This is a genomic window from Kitasatospora sp. NPDC051164, assembly GCF_044455625.1.
GTDB lineage: Bacteria > Actinomycetota > Actinomycetes > Streptomycetales > Streptomycetaceae > Kitasatospora.
Map to the genome: position 1 here is coordinate 73,800 of NZ_JBITFB010000034.1, position 22,862 is coordinate 96,661.

23 protein-coding genes and 1 pseudogene are annotated in these 22,862 nt (G+C 71.6%); 10 read left to right on the forward strand and 14 right to left on the reverse strand.

Features of this window, described 5'->3' with window-relative positions; translation table 11 throughout:
* The first annotated feature begins 335 nt into the window (after nt 1–335).
* Both ACIBEC_RS38030 and ACIBEC_RS38035 read left to right on the forward strand, forming a co-directional pair.
* Entirely contained in the window at nt 336–1,817 is a 1,482-nt protein-coding gene (locus ACIBEC_RS38030; RefSeq protein WP_360504863.1) for an alpha/beta fold hydrolase, read from the forward strand.
* Nucleotides 1,814–3,406, forward strand: a complete 1,593-nt coding sequence (locus ACIBEC_RS38035; protein WP_360504865.1) for an alpha/beta hydrolase — start codon at nt 1,814–1,816, stop codon at nt 3,404–3,406. The genes ACIBEC_RS38030 and ACIBEC_RS38035 overlap by 4 nt, the downstream gene beginning before the upstream one ends.
* Nucleotides 3,407–3,525: 119 nt before the next feature.
* On the opposite strand, the gene ACIBEC_RS38040 is transcribed toward ACIBEC_RS38035, so the two are convergent.
* Both ACIBEC_RS38040 and ACIBEC_RS38045 read right to left on the reverse strand, forming a co-directional pair.
* On the reverse strand, nt 3,526–4,581 hold the full coding sequence (locus tag ACIBEC_RS38040) for an aldo/keto reductase (protein WP_360509724.1): 1,056 nt from the start codon (nt 4,579–4,581) through the stop codon (nt 3,526–3,528).
* Between the two features lie 122 nt (nt 4,582–4,703).
* On the reverse strand, nt 4,704–5,750 hold the full coding sequence (locus ACIBEC_RS38045; protein WP_360509722.1) for a superoxide dismutase: 1,047 nt from the start codon (nt 5,748–5,750) through the stop codon (nt 4,704–4,706).
* Between the two features lie 144 nt (nt 5,751–5,894).
* Between ACIBEC_RS38045 and ACIBEC_RS38050 the strand changes: the two genes are divergently transcribed.
* Nucleotides 5,895–7,151 (forward strand): alpha/beta hydrolase fold domain-containing protein, encoded by a 1,257-nt coding sequence (locus tag ACIBEC_RS38050; protein ID WP_360509720.1) that lies wholly within the window; start codon nt 5,895–5,897, stop codon nt 7,149–7,151.
* Between the two features lie 89 nt (nt 7,152–7,240).
* Here ACIBEC_RS38050 and ACIBEC_RS38055 read toward each other — a convergent pair whose 3' ends face one another.
* The 5 genes from ACIBEC_RS38055 to ACIBEC_RS38075 all read right to left on the reverse strand — a co-directional run bounded on the left by ACIBEC_RS38055 (nt 7,241) and on the right by ACIBEC_RS38075 (nt 12,703).
* Complete coding sequence (locus tag ACIBEC_RS38055; RefSeq protein WP_360509718.1) at nt 7,241–7,723, reverse strand: nitroreductase family deazaflavin-dependent oxidoreductase; 483 nt, start codon at nt 7,721–7,723, stop codon at nt 7,241–7,243.
* A 689-nt stretch (nt 7,724–8,412) separates the two neighbouring features.
* The gene (locus ACIBEC_RS38060) at nt 8,413–9,453 is read right to left on the reverse strand and encodes an alpha/beta hydrolase-fold protein (protein ID WP_360509716.1); all 1,041 of its coding nucleotides are present in this window, start codon (nt 9,451–9,453) and stop codon (nt 8,413–8,415) included.
* 307 nt (nt 9,454–9,760) lie between these two features.
* Nucleotides 9,761–10,828 carry an alpha/beta hydrolase-fold protein gene (locus ACIBEC_RS38065; protein WP_360509714.1) on the reverse strand — a complete coding sequence of 356 codons (1,068 nt, stop codon included), beginning with the start codon at nt 10,826–10,828 and terminating at the stop codon, nt 9,761–9,763.
* Between the two features lie 442 nt (nt 10,829–11,270).
* Nucleotides 11,271–12,074, reverse strand: coding sequence for a hypothetical protein (locus ACIBEC_RS38070; protein ID WP_360509712.1), 804 nt, complete (start codon nt 12,072–12,074; stop codon nt 11,271–11,273).
* A complete protein-coding gene (locus ACIBEC_RS38075; protein ID WP_360509725.1) occupies nt 12,071–12,703 on the reverse strand; it encodes an RNA polymerase sigma factor in 633 nt (210 codons plus the stop codon). The genes ACIBEC_RS38070 and ACIBEC_RS38075 overlap by 4 nt, the downstream gene beginning before the upstream one ends.
* A gap of 261 nt (nt 12,704–12,964) precedes the next feature.
* Between ACIBEC_RS38075 and ACIBEC_RS38080 the strand changes: the two genes are divergently transcribed.
* The 6 genes from ACIBEC_RS38080 to ACIBEC_RS38105 all read left to right on the forward strand — a co-directional run bounded on the left by ACIBEC_RS38080 (nt 12,965) and on the right by ACIBEC_RS38105 (nt 16,615).
* Nucleotides 12,965–13,471 (forward strand): carboxymuconolactone decarboxylase family protein, encoded by a 507-nt coding sequence (locus ACIBEC_RS38080; protein WP_360509710.1) that lies wholly within the window; start codon nt 12,965–12,967, stop codon nt 13,469–13,471.
* A complete protein-coding gene (locus ACIBEC_RS38085; RefSeq protein ID WP_360509708.1) occupies nt 13,468–13,671 on the forward strand; it encodes a hypothetical protein in 204 nt (67 codons plus the stop codon). Before ACIBEC_RS38080 ends, ACIBEC_RS38085 begins: the two co-directional genes overlap by 4 nt.
* Before the next feature lie 516 nt (nt 13,672–14,187).
* Entirely contained in the window at nt 14,188–14,337 is a 150-nt protein-coding gene (locus tag ACIBEC_RS38090; RefSeq protein ID WP_360509705.1) for a hypothetical protein, read from the forward strand.
* A 195-nt stretch (nt 14,338–14,532) separates the two neighbouring features.
* Nucleotides 14,533–15,150: a hypothetical protein gene (locus tag ACIBEC_RS38095; protein WP_360509703.1), complete on the forward strand. Its 618-nt coding sequence runs from the start codon at nt 14,533–14,535 to the stop codon at nt 15,148–15,150.
* Nucleotides 15,151–15,505: 355 nt separating this feature from the next.
* Nucleotides 15,506–16,102 (forward strand): YcnI family protein, encoded by a 597-nt coding sequence (locus ACIBEC_RS38100; protein WP_396289995.1) that lies wholly within the window; start codon nt 15,506–15,508, stop codon nt 16,100–16,102.
* Between the two features lie 147 nt (nt 16,103–16,249).
* Entirely contained in the window at nt 16,250–16,615 is a 366-nt protein-coding gene (locus ACIBEC_RS38105; protein ID WP_360509699.1) for a hypothetical protein, read from the forward strand.
* A gap of 71 nt (nt 16,616–16,686) precedes the next feature.
* Here ACIBEC_RS38105 and ACIBEC_RS38110 read toward each other — a convergent pair whose 3' ends face one another.
* Nucleotides 16,687–17,457 (reverse strand): hypothetical protein, encoded by a 771-nt coding sequence (locus ACIBEC_RS38110; protein WP_360509697.1) that lies wholly within the window; start codon nt 17,455–17,457, stop codon nt 16,687–16,689.
* A 177-nt stretch (nt 17,458–17,634) separates the two neighbouring features.
* Complete coding sequence (locus ACIBEC_RS38115; RefSeq protein ID WP_360509695.1) at nt 17,635–18,321, reverse strand: TetR/AcrR family transcriptional regulator; 687 nt, start codon at nt 18,319–18,321, stop codon at nt 17,635–17,637.
* Between the two features lie 205 nt (nt 18,322–18,526).
* On the opposite strand from ACIBEC_RS38115, the gene ACIBEC_RS38120 reads away from it, so the two are divergent.
* On the forward strand, nt 18,527–19,399 hold the full coding sequence (locus ACIBEC_RS38120) for an NmrA family NAD(P)-binding protein (RefSeq protein WP_360509693.1): 873 nt from the start codon (nt 18,527–18,529) through the stop codon (nt 19,397–19,399).
* An 89-nt stretch (nt 19,400–19,488) separates the two neighbouring features.
* On the opposite strand, the gene ACIBEC_RS38125 is transcribed toward ACIBEC_RS38120, so the two are convergent.
* The 5 genes and pseudogenes from ACIBEC_RS38125 to ACIBEC_RS38145 form a co-directional block, all read right to left on the reverse strand.
* On the reverse strand, nt 19,489–19,623 hold the full coding sequence (locus ACIBEC_RS38125) for an SRPBCC family protein (RefSeq protein WP_360509691.1): 135 nt from the start codon (nt 19,621–19,623) through the stop codon (nt 19,489–19,491).
* A gap of 49 nt (nt 19,624–19,672) precedes the next feature.
* Nucleotides 19,673–20,131: a winged helix DNA-binding protein gene (locus tag ACIBEC_RS38130; RefSeq protein ID WP_360509690.1), complete on the reverse strand. Its 459-nt coding sequence runs from the start codon at nt 20,129–20,131 to the stop codon at nt 19,673–19,675.
* The gene (locus tag ACIBEC_RS38135) at nt 20,124–20,882 is read right to left on the reverse strand and encodes an alpha/beta hydrolase (RefSeq protein WP_360509688.1); all 759 of its coding nucleotides are present in this window, start codon (nt 20,880–20,882) and stop codon (nt 20,124–20,126) included. The genes ACIBEC_RS38130 and ACIBEC_RS38135 overlap by 8 nt, the downstream gene beginning before the upstream one ends.
* A 266-nt stretch (nt 20,883–21,148) precedes the next feature.
* Nucleotides 21,149–21,901 (reverse strand): phosphotransferase, encoded by a 753-nt coding sequence (locus tag ACIBEC_RS38140; protein WP_360509686.1) that lies wholly within the window; start codon nt 21,899–21,901, stop codon nt 21,149–21,151.
* Between the two features lie 276 nt (nt 21,902–22,177).
* Nucleotides 22,178–22,862: pseudogene (locus ACIBEC_RS38145) on the reverse strand (hypothetical protein); the annotation flags it as partial.

The window sequence follows — 22,862 nt, forward strand, 5'->3', positions numbered from 1 at the left end:
CTGCTCCGAGTGGCGCCGACGGGTGGTGGACGTCCGTCCGCGAACGCAGGCTGGCCGTGCGGTGTCCGCCCGGACCGTGCGGCGGCGGGCGCGGCACCGCGGCGGCGTCCCGGACGGGGCGGCCGGGTGCGTCAGAGAGACGGGATCTCATGGTTCATCAGGACACCGGTCCGGGTTGCCTGCCGTCCGTTCGCGGGATCGGCGGGTTCGTACGAAGGCGGACGCGGTACCGGTGGCGGACGCGGTACCGGTGCGCAGGGCGCCGCTCCCGGGGCGCGCGCACGGGGGCGGCGCTGGTCGCCGCCGGTCTGGCCTTCCTGGGTGCAGTCGGGCCGATGCCGAGCAGTGCCCTGTCGGCGCCCGTCGGTGAGCCCTGGCCGGGAGCTCGGGCGCACTTCGTGTCCGGGCCCTGCCCGGAGACACCCGAGCCGGTCCCCGGGCGGTGCGGGTTGCTGGAGGTGCCGGAGAGCCGCACCCACCACCGTCACCACGGGCGGACGATCCGGCTGGCCGTGGCGATCATCCCGGCCACGTCGGCGACGCCGGCCCAGGACCCGGTGGTGTTCATGGAGGGGGGTCCCGGCGGCGACGCGTTCGGGAGCGTCCCCTTCCTGATCGATGCCGGGGTGAACCGGGACCGCGATCTGATCGTCATGGCCCAGCGCGGGACGCTCCACGCGCAGCCGGCCCTCACCTGCCCGGAGATCGACCGGTTCTCCGTGGAAGCCGTCGCGCTGCGCTACGACGCCCCGTCGACCGGGCGGCGCCTGGTGGGCGCGGCGAAGGAGTGCCGGGACCGGCTGACGGCCGACGGCGTCGACCTCAGCGCCTACAACACCACCGAGAACGCCGCGGACTTCGCCGATCTGCGCAGGGCCCTGGGCATCGACCGGTGGAACGTCTACGGGTACTCCTACGGCACCGAGCTGGCCCTCACCTACCTGCGCCTCCACCCCGAGGGGATCCGCTCGGTGGCGATCGACTCGGTCGTGCCCCCGCAGATCGTGAGCCTGCCGTGGACCTGGGACAGCGCCCGGGAGGGGATCGGCGCGATCCTCGCGGCGTGCGCGGCCCAGCCCGACTGCGAGCGCCGCTACCCGAACCTCCCGGACACCCTGACGGAGCAGGTCCGGCGACTGGAGGCGCACCCCCTGAAGCTGACGGCCCAGCCGCCGAGCGGGGGCGACCCGGTGGAGGTCGTCCTCGACGGCGGCGCGATGGTGAACCTGCTGGTCGCCAACACCGTCAAGGCCGTCGACGTCCCCGCCGCGCTCGACGAACTCGCCCGCGGCAACCCGGAGCGGTTCGCGCGGGCCCGCGCCGCCGACGCGGTGGGCGCCATCGGCGAGTTCGGCCACGGCCTGACGCAGTCGGTGGCCTGCAGCGAGTGGGTCCCCGGCTTCTCGGAGTCCGACCTGCTGGAGACCGGGCGCCAGGCCTTCCCCGGGTGGCCGGACCGGGTGCTGGCCCAGGCACCGCAGCTTCCCTTCGAACACCACCTGTGCCGCGCCTGGGACGTCCCGGACCGCACCGCGATCCAGCGGGTGGCCACCGTCAGCGACGTGCCGACGCTCGTCGTCTCCGGAACCTTCGACTCGAAGACCGGCGCGAGCTGGGGGCCGTTCACGGCCCGGACGCTGTCCCGCTCGACCACCGTACGGATCCCCGGCATCGGCCACTGGGTGGTCCCCCAATCGCCCTGCGCGCAGAGCGTCCTGGCCTCCTTCCTCACGCATCCGACCGCGCCCGACACCGGCTGCGTGGCCGGGCTCTCCCCCAAACCGTTCACCATCACCCCCGACCCGGAGACCGCATGATGTCCATCCGCCCACCTCACCACCGGCGCACCGCGCGACGGCTCCTGGCCACGCTGGCCGGCGCCACGGCCGGCGTCCTCGTCACCGGCCTCGCCGTCGTGCCCGCCCAGGCCGACACCGGCGCCACGGAGCGCCTCGGCACGGTCGCCCGGACGGTGGGCCACGCCCACTTCCAGCCGGGCCCCTGCCCACGGACGGCGGACCCGGCTCCCCCGGTCAAGCGGCCCCGCTGCGGAACGCTCACGGTGCCCGAGAACCGCTCCCGGCACGACGGGCGGACGATCACCCTCGCCGTCGAGATCGTGCCCGCGGCCGCGAAGAGACCGGCGCCCGACCCGATCGTGTGGCTCGCCGGCGGGCCGGGCGACGACGCGGTCTCCGAGATCCAGCTGGCGCTCAACGGCAACCTGAACCGCGACCGGGACGTGATCTTCATGTCCCAGCGGGGGACCTACTCCGCCGCCCCGCAGCTCACCTGCCCGAACATCGACGAGTTCAACGCGCGCGCCCTCAACCTCGTCTACGGCGCGCCGTCCACCGGGCGCCTGCACGTCGAGGCGACACAGGCCTGCCGCGACGAACTGGTGGGCCGCGGGGCCGACCTCAGCGCCTACAACGGCACCGAGAGCGCCGCCGACTACGCCGACCTGCGCGAAGCGCTGTGCATCGACCAGTGGAACGTGTTCGGCATCTCCTACGGCACCGACCTGGCCCTGCTCTACATGCGCCTGCACCCGGAAGGCATCCGGTCGGTCGGCATCGACGGCGTCCTGCCGCCGTCCCTGGCGGGCGGGGCCGTCACCTGGAAAGCCGCCCGGGAAGGCACCGACGGCCTGTTCAAGGCCTGCGAGCAACAGGCCGCCTGCAACGACCGCTACCCCGGCCTGAAGGCCACCTTCGAGCGCCTCGTCGGCGAACTCGAAGCGCAGCCGGTCACCACCACCGTCACCGTCCCGGGCCAACCCGGCCCGGTGGAGGTCGTGCTGGACGGCGGAGTCCTGGTGAACTGGCTGGTCTCCGCCACCCACGTGGCGGCCGGAGTGCCCCGCTCCATCGACGAGCTGGCCCACGGCAACCCGCAGCGGATCGCCGAACAGTGGGCCGGGGGCAAGCTCAGCCCGCAGGCCATCGGCAGGACCTCCCACGGGCTCGCGTACGGCATCTTCTGCAGCGAGTGGACGCCGTTCGAGAGCCAGGCCGACGTGATCGAGGGCGGGCGGCGCGAGTTCCCGTCGTTCCCCGACTCGGTGCTCGCCAACGCGCCGCTGCTCGCCTTCCTCCACGCGGACTGCCGGGCCTGGGACGTTCCCGCGGCGCCGGCCTCGATCCGGGACGTGACACACAGTGACATTCCGTCCCTCGTCCTGTCCGGCGGGTTCGACGCCCAGACCGCACCGAGCAGCGGGCCGTACGCCGCAAGCACGCTGAGCCGGTCCACCGAGGTCACGGTCCCCTACGTCGCCCACGTGGTCTTCGCCGACTCGCCGTGCGCGCAGTCGATCACCCGTTCGTTCTTCGACACCCCGACCGCCCCCGACACGGGATGCCTCGCAGGCCTCCAGCCGCCCGCGTTCGAGATCGGGGCGTAGTCGGGGCGTCGGGGCAGCCCGACCCATCGATCCCGCCGTTCGGGCGGGCGGCGCGGACCTGCCGTGGCAGGTCCGCGCCGACGCCGTCCTGCCCCCCGGTCAGGTTCGGTCAGGCCCGGTCAGGCCCGGGAGGGGCCCGCTCCTGCCCCGGTGGTCGTGATGGCCGCGGCGATCTCGTCGAGGTCGGCCGGGGTGAGGTTGACGTGGGCTGCCCCAATCCAGCCGTCGACCTGGGCGGGGGTGCGGGCACCCACGATGGTGCCGGTGATGCCGGGCCAGGCCAGGGCCCAGGCGACGGCGGTCTCGGCGAGGGTGACGTCGTGGCGCTCGGCGATCGGGCGCAGCGCGTCGGCGAGCCGGAGGTTCGCGGTGAGTCCGGTGGTGAAGTCCGCGTGCGCGGAGCGCCAGTCGTCGGCGGGCAGGTTCGCGGCGCGCCCGGCGGTGAACGCGCCGGTCAGGAGCCCGGATTGGAGCGGGGAGTAGGCGATGACGCCGGCGCCGTGGGTTTCGGCCCAGGCGATGTCGAGGGCGGCGGTGCGGTTGATCGCGGAGAACGGCGGCTGGATGGCGTCCACGTGCGCGATGCCTTCGGCGGCGTCGAGTTCCGCGACGGCGTGGTTGGACAGGCCGATCGCGCGGACCTTGCCCTCGGCTTTCAGGCCGGCCATGGTCTGCCAGTACTCGGCCAACGGCGTCGCGTTCGGGGACACCGCCCCCGTGCCGTGGCCGGTGTACTCGAGGGACTCGCCGGTGTCGGGGTAGTGCACCTGGTACAGGTCGATGCGCTCGACGCCCAGGCGGCGCAGGGAGTCCTCGACCTCGCGGCGCACGCTGGCGGCCTTCATGATCCGGCGCGGGGACGCGGTGGGGTCGGCCGGGTCCCAGACCAGCCCGGCCTTGGTGAACACGAAGGGCCGGTCCGCTTCGGGGAGATCGGCGATGGCCTTGCCGACGAGCTCCTCGGAGTGCCCGAGGCCGTAGACCGCGGCGGTGTCGATCCAGTTGACTCCCCGCTTCAGGGCGTGGCGGATCGCGGCGACGGACTCGGCGTCATCGCTCGCGCCCCAGCCGAACGCCCAGCCGGAGCCGGACACCGCCCACGACCCGAAGCCGAGCCGGGTGATGTCCATGTCCGTGGTGCCCAGGCGTCGGGTGGGCAGGCTGTCATGCGTCATGCCGGTGTGCTCCTCGGTCCTTTGGGTCCTTGCATTCGGTGTTCTGCTCGTGGTCCCCGCCGCTGCTGCTGCTGCTGCGGCTGCTGCTGCTGCTGCCGAACGGGAACGTGCCTGGTCGGACGTCACGTCAGATCGCGCAGCGGGACGCGGACGACGGAGTAGGGCAGGTGCGGATCGGTGACGGCCCACTGGAAGTTGACGGCGAGGATCGCGTCGCCGTCGAAGGCCCCGGTGGAGGGCCGGTCGAGCAGTGGGTTCGTCGCGCGCCGTTCGAGGGCGCCGGAGGCGTACCCGGCGTCGAGCCGGACGACGTCGACGATGCTGTGGTTGTCGCCGATGTGGTCGACGCTGCTGAGCGCGTACAGCGTGTGCCCGCGCATCAGCAGGCCGTCGCCGGTGACGCCCGCGCCACCGAGGTCGATCCTGCGGATGTCCTTGGTGCGGCGGTCGATGCGGTACAGGGCGCTGTCGTTGTCATGCGCGACGATGACGTACCGCTGGTCCGGCGTGACGACGATGCCGTTGAGGTTGAAGCCGCCGCGGAAGACGATCGGGGTGCCGGCGAACTCCTCGAACACCGGCAGCCGGGAGGTGGCCGGGGCGTGACCGCCGAGTTGGTCGGCGGCGATCCGGTACAGGCGCGGCTGCACCGAGTCGGTGACGTAGACGTCGCCGTCGTCGGCGACGGTCAGATCGTTGAGGAAGCCCGCGGTCGGGCCGGCGTCGGAGGTCAGGCCGGCGTGGGAGGTCAGGCCGGTGTCGAAGGTGTGCAGCAGCTTGCGGGTGTGCGTGTCGTACACCCACACCTTCCCGGTGGAGCCGCCCGCGATGATCAGGCGTCCGTGCGCGTCGACCTTCATCCCGACCGCGGTGGCACGCCCGTCGGCGCCCGGCGCCAGGAACGGCTCGACGGCCCCGGTGCGCAGGTCACCCCGGTAGACGGCACCGTCACCGGTGCTCCCGGTGTAGAAGTACGGCTGGTACGGGTCCCGGGCGATCCCCTCCGGACCCGCGTCGGTTCCCGGGATGGCCCACACCGTCGGGCGATGGGCGGCAGGGGGACGCCGGTCCTCCGGTGCCGCCGCGGCGAGGGGCGCGGCGGCCGTGGCGACAGCGCCGATGACGGTCGCGAGGGCGAAGGCGCGGAGCATGGTGCGAGATGTACGCATGGTGTGCTTTCGGTTCGTCGGAGTGCTGCGGACCGACGCTTACGCTCGCACTCCCGGATCCGCCGGGGGAAAGGCCGAATGCGCAATGCGGTGATGCACGGATCGCATCACCACGTGCCGCACGTCCGGGAGATACTCGCCCTCATGACCACGGCGAACGCGGACCAGGAACGACCGCCGGGGAGGCTGGTACAGCTCCCCCAAGCACCCGACGCGATCGAACTGCGTCATCTGCGGGCGTTCGTCGCGGTCGCCACCGAACTGCACTTCGGCCGGGCCGCCGCACAGCTGTACGTGTCGCAGCCCGCACTGAGCCGGCAGATCCGCTCACTCGAACGCCTCGTCGGCTGCGACCTGCTGCGCCGTTCCACCCACCAGGTGGAGCTCACCCTGGCCGGAGCAGCGCTGCTCGACCGCGCCCGCCGGGTCCTCGACGATGTCGACGAGGCGGTCTCGGCAACCAGGCGGATCGGCGGTGAACTCGCCGCCCGCATGGCCCAGTACTGGGAGCCGGTCGGTGACGCGACGGACCGGGAGCTGCTGGCGCTGCGCACCGCGTACGAGGCGCTGCACGCACAGTTCGCGCCGCCGCCCGAGGTGACCGTGCGGCCCGTCAACTCCGACGGCGTCCCGTCCCTCCTGCTGACGCCGCCGAACGAGGCGAGCGCCACGGTTCTGTTCCTGCACGGCGGCGCGTACGTCAGCGGATCCGCCTTCGGCTACCGGCCGTTGGCCGGTGCCCTCGCCACCGAGTGCCAGGCCGGCATCCTGCTGCCCGACTACCGTCTTGCGCCCGAGCATCCGTATCCGGCGGCGGTCGAGGACGCGCTGAGTGCCTATCTCTGGCTCGTGGAGCGCGGGACCACGCCAGGGGAGATCACCGTCGTCGGGGACTCCGCCGGCGCGCACCTGACCCTGTCCGTCCTCCTCACCCTCAGGCAGCGGCAACTGCCGCTGCCCGGCCGCGTGGTGCTGCTCTGCCCGGGCGTCGACCTCGCAGGCCGCGTCCTGGACGACGAACCGCAGGAACCCCAGCCCGCGGCCCTGACGGCGGAAGCGCTGCGGCGACGATTCATCACCGACTACCTTGCCGGCCACCCGACGGACGATCCCGTCGTCCGCCCGCTGACGGCCGACCTGAGCGGCCTGCCGCCGATGCTCGTCCAGGCGGGCACCGGCGACCCCCTTCTCGCGGACGCGCGCCAACTGGTGGACCGTGCACGCGAAGACGGTGTCGATGTCCGCCTGGAGCTGTACCCGGTGGCCACCCATGACTTCCACATCTTCTGGTCGTTCCTGCCCGAAGCCGCCGACGCCCTCCACCATGCGGGCCGCTTCATCCGGAACACCACCCACAGGCTCTCCCGCCCGACGGCGACCGGGACGACTCCCGGCAGCTGAACTCGGCGCCCGAGCACGCATCGACGAACCGTGCCGAGCAAGCAGGGCCGAGCCGGGCTGGGCCGAGCGGGGCCGGGCCGGGCCGAAGCTCAGTTCCCCGTCGGCGCCGGGTCCTTCGCCGGCCCGGCGAGGTGCTCGGGTTCGAGTACGAAGACCGGGATCACGCGGTGGGTCCTCTCCTGGTACTCGGCGTACGGCGGATACGCGGCGACCGCGCGCTGCCACCACCGGGCCCGCTCGTCCCCGGTGAGCTCACGGGCCCTCATGCCCCGGCGTTCGGAGCCGTCCTGGAGATCCACCTGCGGGTCGGCCTTGAGGTTGAAGTACCAGGCCGGGTGGCGTGGGAAGCCGCCCTTCGAGGCCACCGCCGCGTACCGCCCCTCGTGCTCCACGCGCATCAGCGGAATCTTGCGGATCCTGCCGCTCCTCGCGCCGCGCATCGTGACGATGACGACCGGCAGGCCCGTGTCCCAGAGCGTTGCGCCCTGTGCGCCACCCGAACTCTCGTACAGCTCGACCTGTTCGCGCACCCACTGCGCCGGACTCGGCTCGTACTCGCCCTCAAGAGGCATCGCATTCACCCCATCGTCGTGCACGGATCATGTCGGGACATTCCAACACAAGCCTCGCGCCACAGGGAGACCGCCGCTCCCGCCCTGCCGACGACTTCACGTGCGACGGCAAGGTTCCGGTGTCACACCTGGCCTTGTGTCTGCGCAGGTTGTGTCTGCGCAGGTCAGGACATCTCCCGGCAGCAAGGTCGAAGGAGACAGGACAGCGTACGGTCACAAAACCGAGTACCGGTTACGCACGCCGGTAGTACCCCGGTCTGGGTCAGCTCCTTGAGGGCCTTGCGGATCGTCCCGCGCCCCTGCGGGCTGGAGTCCGCCATGTGCCGGCCGTCCTCGCGCCAGCCGTCGGGGCGGGAGAGGAGGTCACCGAGGAGGCCGCGGGCGGTGTAGGTCAGCCGCCGGTCCTACAGGAAGATGTTGGGCACTAGGTGAAGTTGCGCACGTGGACGCTCCGAGGGACGCGCATCGGGCGTGTGGCTCCTGTTGCCGGACCCCGGAGCGTTGGCGCGCTGCCGGGGTCAACTGTTTTCGGTTGGGCTGCGGGCGGCCGGGGAGGTCACGCTCGTACCGGTCGGCGCAGCTGTAGAGCTTTGCCACAGCCCGTCGTAGGCCGGGCATGCTGCCCTGGGAGGTGAAGTGGGCCCCACAGTCTCAGGCGCAACAACCTCGACCGGCATTGTCGCGAGTCGTCAACTGTCGCTCTGTGGACCGGTGAGGTTCTTGGTGAGCCATTCCAGGGACATCGGGACCAGCTTCTCGAAGTCCGTGGTTTTGTGGTTGCCGCCGGGCTGCTCGTAGTACTCGACGGTGGTCGGGGGGACAGCCTTGGCGACCCAGGCCTTGACCAGGTTGACCTCGTAGGGGGTACCGCCGCCGGCAGTGGCGAGCATCTTGACGGCGGCTTTGCTGGTGGCGATCAGCTTGTCGGGACCGTTGGCGACCTGCTCGGCCTCGTGGCCCTTCCAGAGCAAGGAGTCCGCCTTGAAGTCGCCGTCGATCGGTACGGCGGCCTTGTAGAGGTCGGGGTGCTGCAGGGCCAGCTTGGCGCTGCAGTCCGCGCCGCTGGAGGCGCCCATCAGGCCCCAGCTGTCGGGACCTTTGAGGGTACGGAAGTTGGCGCGAACGAAGTCCGGGATGTCCTGGGACAGCCAGGTGCCCATCTTGGGCTGGCCGGGTATGTCGGAGCAGTCCAGGGACCGGTGCTCGTCAGCCGTCAGGTTCTGCACCGGCATGATCATGATGAAGGGGTGCGCCTTCTGTTCCTGGACGAGCTGGGCGTCGATCTCCTGGATCGGCAGCTGGTTGTCAGTCCAGGTGTTGTAGCCGTTGCTCTGACCGCCCGCGTAGAGGGTGAGCACGGGGAAGCCGAACTTGGCATACCCCGGGTCGCTGTACTGCGGCGGCAGCCAGACCCAGACCTGGGCGGAGACGCCGGACTTCTTGCCCGCCAGGGTGGTCATCATGATCGGGCCGGCCTTGGTGTCGCGGGCCTTCTTCAGGTCGGTGGCCGGGCCGGTCGGCATCATGACCTTGGAGTCCTTCGGCGGCGTGCTGCTCGCCGCGGCGGAGGGCGTGGACGGGGTGCCCGCCGCCGCGTTGTCACCCGCCCTGGGATCGGCAGCCTGCTTGCCGCCACCGCTGCAGGCCGCCAGGGCGGAGCACAGTGCGAGCGCGGTGATACCGGCCAGGACCGCACGGGCGCGGGTGGGGTGTGACTGGGGCTGCTGCATGGTGAAAGCTCTCCGATCGATATCAGGCCCGGCCGTTGCCGGTACCGAGCAGTGGTCCCGGGTCCGCCCGACCTCAGGACGATTGGGTGTGGGCACGGGCGTCCGCGGTCCAAGGCCAGGAGCCCAACGGCGAAGACGTCCCGCCCGCCGCGGTCCGCCGACATCCTGGCGGGCGGGCTCACCCCGCACCCAGGCGTCGCGGTCTGCCGCGCGCGGCGGGAAGCCGGTTGCCGGCCTTGAGGGCCGTCCGCTCCAGTGGGGTGCACCGAGCGCGCGCAAGCGAGCGCGCCCCGCGGCCGGGCCGTCGTCAGCGGGGCGGGATGATCCCGGTCAGCCACTTGAAGGTCGGGACGACCAGCGGCTTCCAGGTCGATGTCAGGTGCGCGCCGGTGGTCTCGAACGGGGTGACGGTGGTCGGGCTCTTCGCGGCCTGCTGGAGGGCGGTCGCGTCCTCCAGTCCGTCGCCCCGCTTGCCGGTCACGTAGAGCGCGACGTTCGGGGGGGTCGCGGCATGGGTGAGGATGTGGAGCGGGTTGGCGCTGTCGCGCAGCTTCGGGTCCTTGGCGGTCAGTGAGTCGGGCTCGCCGGCCGGGTCGTTGTAGCCGGACATGCTGATCGCGGCGCGGTACCGGTTGGGGTGGGAGAGCGCGAGGCGCAGGGCGCAGTGGGCGCCGGCCGAGTAGCCGGACAGGGCCCAGCGGTCCGCGGTGGTGTCAGCGCGGAAGTTGTCCACGATCATCTGCGGGACGTCCCGTGAGAGCCAGGTGTCGGCGTTGACCTTGCCCGGGATGTCGGCGCACCCGGTGTCGGTGCCGCCGAGGAGGGTGACGCGTGGTGAGACCAGGATGAACGGCGTCACCTGACCGGACTTCATGAGGGGTTCGAGCTGCTTGGTCGCGTCCATGGTGTCGCCGAACCAGGCGCTGGAGGATCCGGGGTATCCGACGAGCAGTTCGACCACCGGGAAGGTCTTGTCCTTGTAGGCCGGGTCGTCGTACTGCGGCGGCGTCCAGACCAGCACCTCGCCGTCGACGCCGGAGAGCCTGCCCTTGAGGTCGGCCTGCTTCACGTTGCGGGGTACCGCGTCCGAGTCGGGCGCGTGGAAGGCCTGCGCCACCTTCGGCGCGTGGGAGCCGGACGGGCCGCCGGCGGCACCCTCGCCGGCCAGGCCCTCGTCCTTCGGAGGCACGGGCACGGCCCGGACGTGGCTGGCGGTGCCCAGCAGGTCGCCCCAGCTGTCGTAGAGCTGGTTCTCGTCGTTGACGATCACGAAGACCATGGCCACGGCGGTGAACTGGCAGAGCAGCACGGTGCCGAGGTAGGAGAGCGCGCGCAGCGGCGTGCGCCGTCGTTGCGCCGTACGTCCCGCCCCCAAGAGGGGTCCTCTGCCCAGCCATTGCGCCATGGCCAGCGCTATGGAGGCCGCAAACAGCACGACGGTGAGGACGAGGAAGGGACTGCCAGTCAGGTTCATCGCGTTCGTGCCCGGTTTCTGTGCCGCCCGGGCCCGTGTGCCCGGTCGCATGGGAGACAGCATGGAACGGCCGTTCGGTTGCCGTTTTCTGGGAGTTTCCTGGGAGCTGTCGAGGGCCTGCCCCCTGGCGGACGTCGACCACGGCGCGGGCGACGCGGTAAACGGCGAAGCGGAGCACGCCCTCGACCGCCCGGCCAGGTCGTCCGAGGTCTTCGTCATCGAGGCCGCCACTGCGGGGCCGGGGCCCCGGACAGCCCTGCCACGTGATCACCGTTGCCGAGCGACTACCACCGCCCTGCTTGGCCTCGCGCGGTGAGCCACCGGCCGACCTGGCCTACTTGGCCTACTTGGGGAACAGCGAGTCCCCGGTGACCGTGCGGGTGGTGCCGTCGGCGAGGGTGAGGGTCACCGACTCCGGCACGCCACCGTTGTTGTGGTCGGAGCCGGGCCACCATGCGGTCCAGCGGCCGTCCTGCACGGTGACCTCGAAGGTTCGCCCGGCGTCCTTCATGGTTACCGCCTTGACGTCGGCTCCGACGAAACCCTCTGCGTAGTTGAACGTCGCCGAACCGCTGCCGTGGGAGCCGCCCGTGTCATAGGTGATCACATCGCGCGCAACGGGCTTCACGGCACCGACCGCCATCGACAGCCCACTGTTCTTCGAGGCGACGTAGCAGAGCATCACGGTGCCACCGCGGGCGACCACCATGGAGGTGACCTTGCCGCGGAGGTCCGCGTTGGTGATCGTGACGGGCTCGCCGGCGCCCGGCATCCCCTCCAGGCACCACTTCAGGGTGGAGGCGCCCCGGCCGGTGGAGGTGTCCACGGGGGTCGGGGTGCTGGTCCAGCTGGAGAGCTCGACGGAGCTCAGCGGCCCGCTGTTCGCCCGGTCGTACAGCGTCACGCCCGCCACAGCCGTGCCCACGGCGAGGGCACCGGCGAGCGTGAAGGCCAGCCGTCGTCGCAAGCGCGGCCTGGCGGGCTGCCTGGTGGGCGAGGTGGCGGGGGTGTCGAGTTCGATCCGGCTCATCAGGCGCTCCCGATGTAGGGCGTGGCGTCCTGGCGGGAGGTCGCGCTCGGCCGGCACGGGCAGTCGCCCGAGCAGTTCGGCGCGCTCGACCGGATCCGGCCGCTGGTCGGCGTTCACTGGTGTGCCTCCTGGGGGGACAGACCCGCGGTCGCGGGCCCACTCTTCATCTGGTGCGGGGCGAAGTCGGGTTCCCTCTTTTTCCGCGGAGTCTTGCGGGCGGCCGCCTCGGTGAGGCGATGCAGCTTGGCCCGGGCACGGGAGAGCCGGGAACGGACCGTGCCCACCGGTACGCCGAGGGCCTCGGCGGCCTCCAGATAGTCCAGGCCCGCCCACACGCACAGGGCCAGCACCTCACGGTCCGGCCGCCGCAGCCGCGCAAACGCTTCCTGCAGGGCGGCGATCCGCGCCGCGTCGTCGATCCGCCCAGCCACCTCCTCCGCGAAGTCGGGGAGGCCCTCGGGCACGGGCGGCAATTGGGCCATCACTTGCCAGTGCCGCCGGGCGGCCCGGCGCTGGTTGCTGACCAGCTTGGTGGCGATGCCCAGCAGCCAGGGCCGCAGGGACCCGCCCTCGGCGCTGACCCGGCCGTGCTGACGCCATGCTTCCAGGAAGGTCAGCGACATCACGTCCTCCGCCGCCGACCATTCCCCGGTCAGCCGGAACGCGTGGTTGTACACCGAGCGCGCGTACGCGTCGAAGAGCTGCCCGAACGCGTCCCGGTCACCGGCACGCACCCGAGTCCGTATCTCTGGATCCGAATAGTCCACGCCCACTATCTGGTGCGACAGTTCAAGCCGGTTCCCATGACGCACATCACATGGGCTCTGGCGCTCACCGTCGGCCGGCCGGGTCTGCGCGATCGGGTGGGCGCGCCCTTGCGTTGGCCGCCTTGGAACCGATCCGACCCCCCAACCACTCTTGACGCCAAACGGTACCGATCGGTACCGTCTTGCTGTCGGTACCGATCGGTACCGTCTTCGAGGGGTCGAAACACACCGGGGGACGTCATGCAAGGATCCGTGGACAAGGACGAGTTGCTCGATCGGGTCCAGCGACAGCTGGGACGCGTGCCCAACCTCTACGCCTCCATGGCCGAGGCGCCGGCCGCCCTGGAGGGCTACCTGGCGATGCGCGACCAGCTCACCCGCGGCGTGCTGCGGGCCAGGGTCCGCGAGCAGCTCGCCCTCCTGGTCGCCCAGGAGAACGACTGCACCTACTGCGTCAGCGCGCACTCCCTGCGCGGCAGCAAACTGGGGCTGAGCGACGAGGAACTGCTCGCCACCCGCGACGCCACGGACACCGACCCGCACACCCGGGCCCTGCTGACGCTCGCCCGCGAACTCATCCGCACCCGCGGACAGATCAGCGACGAGACCCGCGCCCTGATCAGCGCGGCCGGCGTCACGGACGCGGAAGCCGGCGAGGTGGTCGCGCACGTGGCGCTCAACACGCTCTCCAACTACTACAACCACCTGGCGCGTCCGGAACTGGACTTCCCCGAGGTGAAGGCATGAGTGACGACTGGAACGAGGCGTCCGTCGAACTGGTCGCCGGCTACACGGTGGTGAACGCGGACGGCAAGCCGACCTCCTCGGTACCGCAGGCACTGGTTTCCCTCCAGGGCGGCTTCGCCAAGCTGCGCCTGCCGGGCACCGAAACGGTGCAGGTCGTCTCGGCCCCGGCCGTCCGCCTGATCACCCTGCACTCCGCCTGAACCCGCCGGTCCGACGCCGGCGGCCTGACCCCGGCGGTCTGAACCCGGCCGCCGCCGGATACCTGCGGCTGCACGGCCGCCCGGGCCGGGATCCCGGTGCCGACACCCGAACCACCGCACCTCCCCCGGCGCCGCACACGAACCGATGCGGCCTCGCCTGCTACACGCCGTACCCGATCGGCCGGGTGAAGCGCCTGACCGCCCTCGGCCGGACCGGCCCCGACCGGACGGGCGACCCGAAGGGCCACGGCACCCACGTGGCGGGCTCGGTTCTCAGCCCTCCCGGGCAACGGCGAGGGGGCCGGCGGCCAGGCGGGCAACCCGGCGGGCAGCCGGGCGGGCTTCGTCGACGAGGCGGAGCTGGAGCAGGACAAGGAACGCAGTTTCCACGTCCCCGTCCCCGACGCCGGCCACACCCTGAAGATCACCCTGGTCTGGACCGACCCGCCCGGCGCCGCCCTGCAGAACGACCTCGACCTGATCGTCCGCGCCGGCGGCACGGAACGCCACGGAAACATGGGCACCGACCCCGGCTTCGACCGCGCGAACAACGTCGAACAGGTCCACTGGGACGGCATCCCGGCCGGCGACGCCGAGATCGTCGTCCGCGCCCACCGCATCACCAAGTTCACCCAGCCCTACGCCGTGGCCTGGCACATCGACTGACGCCGGCTGACGCCTCTTCGGCCTCCTACTCCTCAGGGGTCGGCCTCCCCCGCGAGGGTGAGCCGCTCCGTGCTCAGGGCGGATGTGCCGTCCTTCCCCTCGCTGCGATCTTCGATTCAGCAAGGTGCGCTGACGGGATCGGCGGACGAAGAGACCGTCCGCGCCGACCGGGCGTCCGGACCGGGAGGACCCCTCATGACCGCTCGCTCGTTTCTGGCAGGGCTGCACGGCCGGACAGCGGCTGGAGTGCCCCGTTGGGCGGTGCGGGTCGCCTACGCGATCACGCTGACCGTACTGCCCGCCGGGCTCTGGCGGGTCCTGAGCGTCGACCTCCGGATCCCGCTGATGGATGCCCCGAGCGACGGCCGCCCGCCGCCGGACTGGTTCGGCTTCGAATGGTGGTACGTCATCGGGCTGAGCGCGGTCAGTGAGGCGCTGGCGTTCCTGGCGGTCGGTCTGGTGAGCGGGTGGGGCGAGGTGTGGCCCCGGTGGATCCCCTGGCTGGGCGGCCGCCGGGTGCCGATCCTCGCCGCGGTCATCCCGGCCGGCCTCGGCGCGACGTTCAACACCCTGCTCTGGCCGTACGCGATGACCATGATCTCCTTCGGTCGCAGGATCGACGGCGGCGTCGACCCCGGGGTGGGCTCACACGGCTGGCAGGCGTTCGTCTTCTACGCGTCGTACTGGCCGCTGGCCGCCTGGGGGCCGCTGCTCGGCATCCTCACCGTGCACTACTACCGCCGTCGCCGCGCTGCCGAGTCCGCCGCCGCGGATGTCCCCCGCAAGATCGAGGCGGCGCTCGACCCGGCATGACGGCCCGTCGGGGCGGGTGGTGATGGCCGCGGCTGTGGGGCGGGATGGCCGGTTCCGGCTCATTGCCCTCCCTGCGCCGGGTAGGACGGCGCTGACGACGCCCACCCCGCGACCGCTGGACCGACGACGCGATCGCGGGACGCGAGGGACGCCTCAAGACCCTGACCACCGGACTGACCGACTACGCCGGCAACATCGTCAAGCGGTACATCTGCGGTACATCTTCGGGGGTGCCTTCGTGGAGCGCATCTGCCTCGACGGCTGTGTTCGCGAGTTCCGACAGCAGATGTTCACCAGTTTCGGCAGCACCCCTGGGCCTCGCAGAGTCGAACAGCCTGGGCTTACCGATCCAGGTATGCCTGGTCGCGTGCCCGACGAGAGCGACACCGCCTCCACGACCAAGCTCGAAGTCGCGCTGCCGACCGATCACCCGGTGGCCTCGGTCGCCACCGAGCCGATCCCCGGCTGGACGGACACGACGGAGAAGACCAAGCTCGCCAGCCCGATCAAGACCGACGACGGCGACGAGATCACCGAAGCCGTCTCCAAGATCACCTGGACCGCGGGCGCCGGGACGAAGATCGCCCCCGGCCAGTTCCAGGACTTCCGGATCTCGCTCGGCCCGTTGCCCACGGACACCGACAAGCTGGTCTTCAAGGCCCTGCAGACCTACGACGACGGCAACGTCGTGCGGTGGATCGACGAGAGCACCCCGGGCCAGGCCGAGCCGCAGCACCCGGCCCCGGTCCTGGCGCTCACCAAGGCCGCCGCGGGCGGCGACGGCGACCACGCGGCGGCGGCCGGTTCGCAGGCGGCGCCGGCGGCGGGCGGGTCCTCGTCCTCGTCCGACAGCACCGCCCGGACACTGGGCATCGTGGGCATCGTCGTCGGCGTGGCCGGGACCGCCTTCGGCGTGCTGAGCCTGCGCCGCTGCAGCAGCAAGCAGTCCTGACACCACCCCGGGCGGGCGCCGAACCGGGCGCCCGCCCGGGCAAAACAAGCCGTGGGCTCCTGGTCCTGCCGAACACCCTTTCCCTCCAAGGCATCTCGACTACGCTCACCGTCGTCATGGCCAAGATCGACCGAGGGGGGTACACCCATGCCGTACGAGACCGGCGCGAAGGTGAAGCTGACCAGGGACACGCAGGTCACCTCAGGCGACCCAGCGGCCAGGACCGGCGTCCCCGGTCCGCTGTTCCTGGCCGAGGGCTTGGGGGGCGTCGTCACGGGCGTGACGAAGGAAGCCGGCGGCGTGGCCCAGGACCACCTCGCGAGCTTCGATCAGCAGATCCGCGGCACCCGGCTCGACGGCTTCGCGGCCCACCTGGTCGAGGACCTCCGTCAGCAGGTCATCCGGCACGGAGCGTTCGACGGCGCAGTCGGCGCTCGGATCAGATACCGGGTGCGCTTCGAGAACGGGTTCGTCCTCGACGGTCTGGAAGAGGACTGGCTGACCAAGGCCTGAGTGTCCGCCGAGGCCCCCGCCGGCCGGGCCGGCGGGGGCGTCGCGGTCTCGCCCAGTGCGTGCGGCCGCCCTCAGCCCGGGTAGGTGATCGAGCCCAGCGGCGGGCAGGGGATGAGAAAAGTGCCGACGCCGGGGCGTTCGACGAAGGCCCGGGCCGCGCCGGCCTGCAGGCGGTGGGATTCCAGGTCGTCGGCGTGCCAGGCGTCGCGCCTGGCCCGGGAGTAGTCCCACGTGTCGTCGATGAGGCTGAGGCTGACATTGCCCGAGCTGCGCTGGAGGTCCGCCTTCACGGCGGCTTGCTGGAGTGCGGTCTGGGTCGCGGCGACGTCGATGCGGGTGATCAGGACGCCGAGGGTGTTCGGTTCGCGGGTCGGCATGGGGGCCTGCGGGAGCAGGGACACCCCGGTGTCGAGGCGGCCTATGTTGTCGACGCCGGCTCGCTGGGCGTCCCTCATCATGATCTGCGCTTCCCGGTGCAGCCAGAAGAGCTCGTCGAGGTCGGCCGGGGTGATGCGCATCCGCTGGTACAGGGCCTGGAATCGGGGGTCCCGGTGCAGCGGGAGCATGGGGGCCATGTGGAGCACCACGCAGTCGTTGAAGCCGCCCGACACCGCGGCCTCGAGGTGGAGGATGGCCGGTTCCGCCTGCCCCTGTGCGCACGCCAGCCCACCGAGACTCGCGTGGCCCGCGGCGGCGAGCCACGCACCGTCGCGGCCGAGCGCCGCGGCACGGGCGATGACGTCGTGGAGGCCCCTGGTGCCCGCCACGGCGGCTCCCTTGGTCAGGAGTTCCACCAGCACGTCGTGAAGACGGGTGGCCAGTGAGTTGACGGTGTCGACCATGGATCTCCTCGGACCTCGGCGATGACGAGCTGTCGGGGCGTCAAGTACGTGCAGTCCCCGTGGAGATGACGGGCGGACGGGGTGAACGGTTCCTCCTCCCGCTCGGCCGTGATCACGAGTGCCGTCGGCCGTCGTGGCCGCTCGTCGTCGCGGCCGGGCCCGTGGCGCGGTGCCGGGTCAGCGTTGCAGCCACTCGTCGAGCAGCGCGGCTTCGGCTGTGCTGAGGGTGGGCAGTTCGGGCAGGAGGGTGCGGAAGGCCGCGACGACGGCCGCCGGGTCCTGGGTGGGGACGGCGGGCCGGTCCACGAGGATGGCGCGGGCGATCGCGTCGAAGGCGGCGTCGGCCAGGTGCGGGTCGCTCTGCCCTGGTGGCAGGGTCAGCAGGGTGTGGACGGTGCCGATGCCCGCCGAGCGGATGAGGTTGACGGCCCGTTCCTCGCTCACCCGGAGCCGTCCGGCGGCGGCGATTCTGTGCACGCGCTCGGCGAGGATCCGCACGCCCTCGGCCTGGGCCGGGGTGTCGCGTGCGCGGGCCGGGTCGAGCAGCAGGCCGTAGACGTACGGGTTGGCCAGGCCGAAGCCGATCTGCGTGTTCCAGCCGGCGCGGAGGTCTTCCACCGGGTCGTCCGAGGGCGCGGTGGTCTGTTTGCCGGCGACGTGTTCGGCGAAGACGTGGTCCGCGGCGGCGTCGAGCAGCTCGTCCTTGTCCTGGAAGAGGCGGTAGAGGGCCGGGGGCTGCAGCCCGGCCTCCTGGGCCACCCGGCGCGTGGTCACCGCGGCCGGCCCTTGGTCGCGCAGCAGGCCGGCCGCGGCCTTCACGATGCGGTCCCGGGTGATGTCTCGCCGCTGCGTGTTCTGTGCCATGGGGGCGATGGTATCGCGCACGCATGACCGGCGATGTTATCGCTGATATCACCGGTATCGGCACACTCGGCTGTATACGACCCACCCCCATGACACCAACGGAGCATGGGATCGCCCGCCGGATGAACGCCTGTGCTTGCACCCAACGGCAGTACCAGTGTTATCGTAATTTCCGTTCCGTTGGAAACACAGATGGGAGCCACCGATGCTGATCGTCACGGGAGCCACCGGCCACCTCGGAGCACTGATCGTCGACCGCCTACTGGAGCGGGTACCGGCCGACCGGATCGGCGTCAGTGTGCGCGACGTGAACAAGGCCGCCCACCTCGCCGAGCGCGGCGTCCGAGTCCGGGCGGGAGACTTCACCGAACCCGCCAGCCTGCAGCACGCCTTCGACGGCGCCGAGCGCGTCCTGGTCGTCTCCGCGGCCATCCGGGGCGCCGGCGCGCTGACCGCCAACACCGCCGCCATCGACGCGGCGCGGGAAGCCGGCGCCCGGCGCATCCTGTACACCAGCCACCAGGCCGCCTCCCCCACATCGCGCTTCCCCCCGCAGAAGGTCCACGCGGCCACCGAGGAGCACCTCAAGCAGCAAGGAGTGCCCTACACCGCCCTGCGCAACGGCTTCTACGCCTCCGCCCTGGGCCCCTACATCGGCGCGGCGCTGGAGACGGGCACGCTCGCCGTGCCGCAGGACGGCCGGGTGTCCTGGACGGCCCACGAGGACCTGGCCGAAGCCGCGGCCGCCGCCCTGACCGAAGAGACCGGCAAGGGAGCACTCGAAGGGATCACCCCGCCGCTGACCGCCCCCCGCACGCTGGACTTCGCCGACATCGCCGACATCCTCAGCCGCATCACCGGCCGGACCATCACCCGAGTCTTCCTGGACGACGACGAGTGGACGTCCGCGGCAGTCGCCGGCGGGATGCCGCGGCCGGCCGCGGAGTTCGCCTTGACGATGTTCGCCGCATCGCGCAACGGCGAGTTCGACGTCACCGACCCCACCCTGGAAGCCACCATCGGCCACCCCTCGAGGACCGTCCACGAGGCCCTGGAGGCCGCCGTACGCTCCCGGTGACGGTAGACGGATAGTCGTTTTTCGACACCATCCCCTTCGCTGCCGGACGTCTGTGAGCGGACAGTCAGGAGTGCAGGGGTGCATCCAGGTCAGGAGGGCAGGGGGGAGGTCTGCTCGGTGCGGTCGAGCGCGTAGTTCCAGCGTGGGAGGTTCTCGGGCCGCGCGAGGTAGGCGAAGACCTCGCTGATGGGCGCGTTGATGGTCAGGGTGTTGTCGAACTGCATGGTCGCTCCTCGCTGGGCGCGCGGTCGGCAGGCCCGTGCGGTCGTTGCGTCAGTCGAGGTCGAGGCGTTTGTTGAGGGCCTTGCCCGAGGGCAGGGGGTCGATGAAGTTGTGCAGGAACGCGAGCATCGCGTCGGTGTCCAGGCCCTCGCAGGCGGCGTCCATCGAGGTGTAGAGGAACTCTTCGATGCCGGCTACCTCGGTGGCCAGGCGTTCGCCCTCGGGAGTGAGGCTGAGATGGAGGTAGCGGCGGTCCTCGGCGTCGGTGCGGCGCTCGACCAGCCCGGCCGCGACGACGCGGTCGACCAGCCGGCTGGGGTTGGTGCCGCTCTCGCACACCAGGAGCTGTCCGAGCCCGCTCAGGCTCAAGGTGCCGTGCTGCTGGAGCAGACGCAGCACCTCGGCCTGCGACGGGGTGATGCCGTGGGGTTTGAGGGCCTGGATCAGCAGCCGGTTGCCCTCGCGCTGGGCAGCCAGGATCGCGAACCGCAGGTGTTCGGCCTTACGCACCCGCGCCCGCCCGGGATCCCGGCAGAGCGGCGGCGAGGAAGTCCTCGACCGCGGCGGCGTAGGTGGCGGGGTGGGAGAAGCGGAACATGTGGCCGGTGCGCGGCAGAACGACCTCCCGGGCGTCGGGGATGCCCGCGAGCATGATCCTGGAGGCGTTCTCGCCGATCAGCACGTCGTGCGAGGGGGACAGGATCAGGGTCGGGACCCGGACCCGGCCGAGCACGTCGACATAGTCGGCGGTGAGACTGGCCTGCACGCGCGCGCCGAAGGAGGCGGCCGGGGTGTTGACGAGGAACAGTTCGCGGCTGCGCGCCTCGCTCCAGGGCACCTGTCCCTCGCCGTCGAACGGGGAGGCGAGGCGGTGGGCGTGGGCTCGCAGTGTCAGCTGCGTGTAGAGCGGGCCGCGCGCCTTGCCGATCACCCGCATCAGGGCCTTCCACGGCTTCGAGTCGACCGGGTTGGCCGCGAAACCGCCGGACAGGACCAGGGCTCGCAGGCCCTGCGGACGACGGGTGGCGAGCGCGAGCGCGATGTTCGCGCCGAACGAGTCGCCGACCAGCACGTAGTCGTCGAGGTCGGCGACCGCGTCTTGGACGTAGTCGGCGTAGCGCTCGATGTCGTCGACGCCCTCGGGCAGGCGCAGCGTGCGCTGGGGAGCCTGGCCGTAGGGGGCGAGCTGTTCGGCGCTCCACGGAGCGCCGGAGAAGCAGGGGACGAAGACCAGGGTCGAAATCTCCTCTGAAGTGTTCATATCGGACAAATTACACGACACATGTGTCGTGACATATGTGATCTGGGTCACATCCGGGTCCGCCTCGTGCGCCCGGCGGCCTCCCGGCCCGATGCCGCAAATCAAACGGGGCAGGACTCCCAGCGCCCGCGGCCCTCCGGCGACGACCGCACCCACGCCGCCCGGAACCCCGCCGCTCGTTCTCGCCTACCGCGGACGCCGGAACCGCGCTCCGGTACTCCCTGAGAGCCAGTCAGGCGCTGAGAGCCAGTCAGGCGCGCGCAGCCTCACATCCGGGATCTCAGCACGTCGACCTCACAGCCCGGTGCGAAGGGGTCGAAGCCGTGCTCGATCAGCCAGCGAACCGCCAGCAGGCTTCGCAACGACCACCACGCGTGGATCACGTCGAGGTCGAGGTCGATGTCGGTGCCATAGCCGGCCATGACGTCGTCGAGGTGCTCCTCGTGTCCGAGCGTGAAGGTGGCGAGGTCGTACAGGGCATCACCCCGGCCCGCCTCGGACCAGTCGATGATGCCCGTGACCTCGTCGCCGTCGACGAAGACGTGCGCGATCTGCAGGTCGCCGTGCGTGAACGCCGGAGTCCACGGTCGGAGTGCCGCCTCGGCGACCCGGCGGTTGCGGGCGACCAGGTCGGCGGGCAGGACGCCGTTCGTCACGAGCAACCCGCACTCGTCGTCGAGTTCCGCCGCCAGCGCGACGACGCTCCGGCCGGCCCGGCCCGGCCGAGGCGGCAGCGGCGCGTCGTGCAGCCTCCGGATGGCGGCGCCCGCCGCGGCCCACGCCGCCGGCGACCCGGTCGACGGCCCACCGAGGCGCCCAAGCGTCCTCCCCGGAAGTGCGGCGATCGCGAGCACGGGCGGCTTGCGCCACAGGACCTCCGGGGTCGGGACCGGCGCCAGGGACATCGCCTCGACCTCGACGTCGATGCGCGCCTGATCGGCGTCCACCTTCAGGAACACATCGCCGACGCGCAGAGTCGCACGCTCGGAATGGGCGACGACGACTTCGATCTCATCCATGGGCGATCAGTATCCCGGGGATGTTCGCCGACGTCGCCGGGTTTCTCACGTGCGACTACGCGGCTGACCGCGTCCGGCAGTCTGCGGCCTCGCGCACGACGCCGACCGCCGACCGCCGACCGCTGACCGCCGACCGCCCCTGCCCCGCACCCACGGCCCGCGGCCCGCGGCCCGCGCCCGAATCGGTCGGGGCGGGCCGCGGGTGCAGTTCCTCGGGTGCTGGGGGCCGCGGCCGGGGGGTCGCCGCGGCCCCCGCGGCCGGGTGGTGCGGCTGGACTACTTCTTGTCCGCGCCGTCCTTGCCGCCCTGGTTCATCATGCCGCCGAGGGCGCTGAGGTTGCTGGCGCCGCCGGTGGCCACGGACGCGGCCCCCTTGGCGGCGGCGTCGAGCGTCATCTGGGCCATCTTCTGCATGTGTTCGGTGGCGGTCTTCAGGGCCTCCTGGCCGCGTTCGCCGGCGGCCTTGTCGTTGCTCGCGGCGGCTTCGATGCCCTTGGTGAGCACCTGGGTGACGGTGTTGATGCCGCTCATGTCGCGGAACAGGTTCGCGGTGGCGATGGCCTGCGCCGTCTGCAGGGCGGCCGGGTCGGGCATCGCCACCATCGGCGTGAACCTGGCCTCGGAGGCGCCCAGCGGGACGACCTTGGTGTCCAGGTTCTGCGCGCGCGAGGCGGTGGAGACGGGGGCGATGTCGGCCGGGGTGATCTGGATGGGTGAGTCCTTCCAGTTCCAGAACCGGGTCAGGTCGATCTTCTCGGCCGAGTTGGCCCGGCCCAGGACAGCCTCGGCGAAGACGCCCTTGGTGGCGATCGCGACCGTGTTGGTCACCGGGTTCCCGTAGGCGGTGGCGGTCGCCTTGCGGGCGGTGGTCCAGGCCTCGCGCTCCTGCTCGCTGGTGAAGTTCCAGCGGAAGCCGAGGTAGTTGCCGGTCGCGGCGATCGGCTTCGGGTCCAGCACCGTG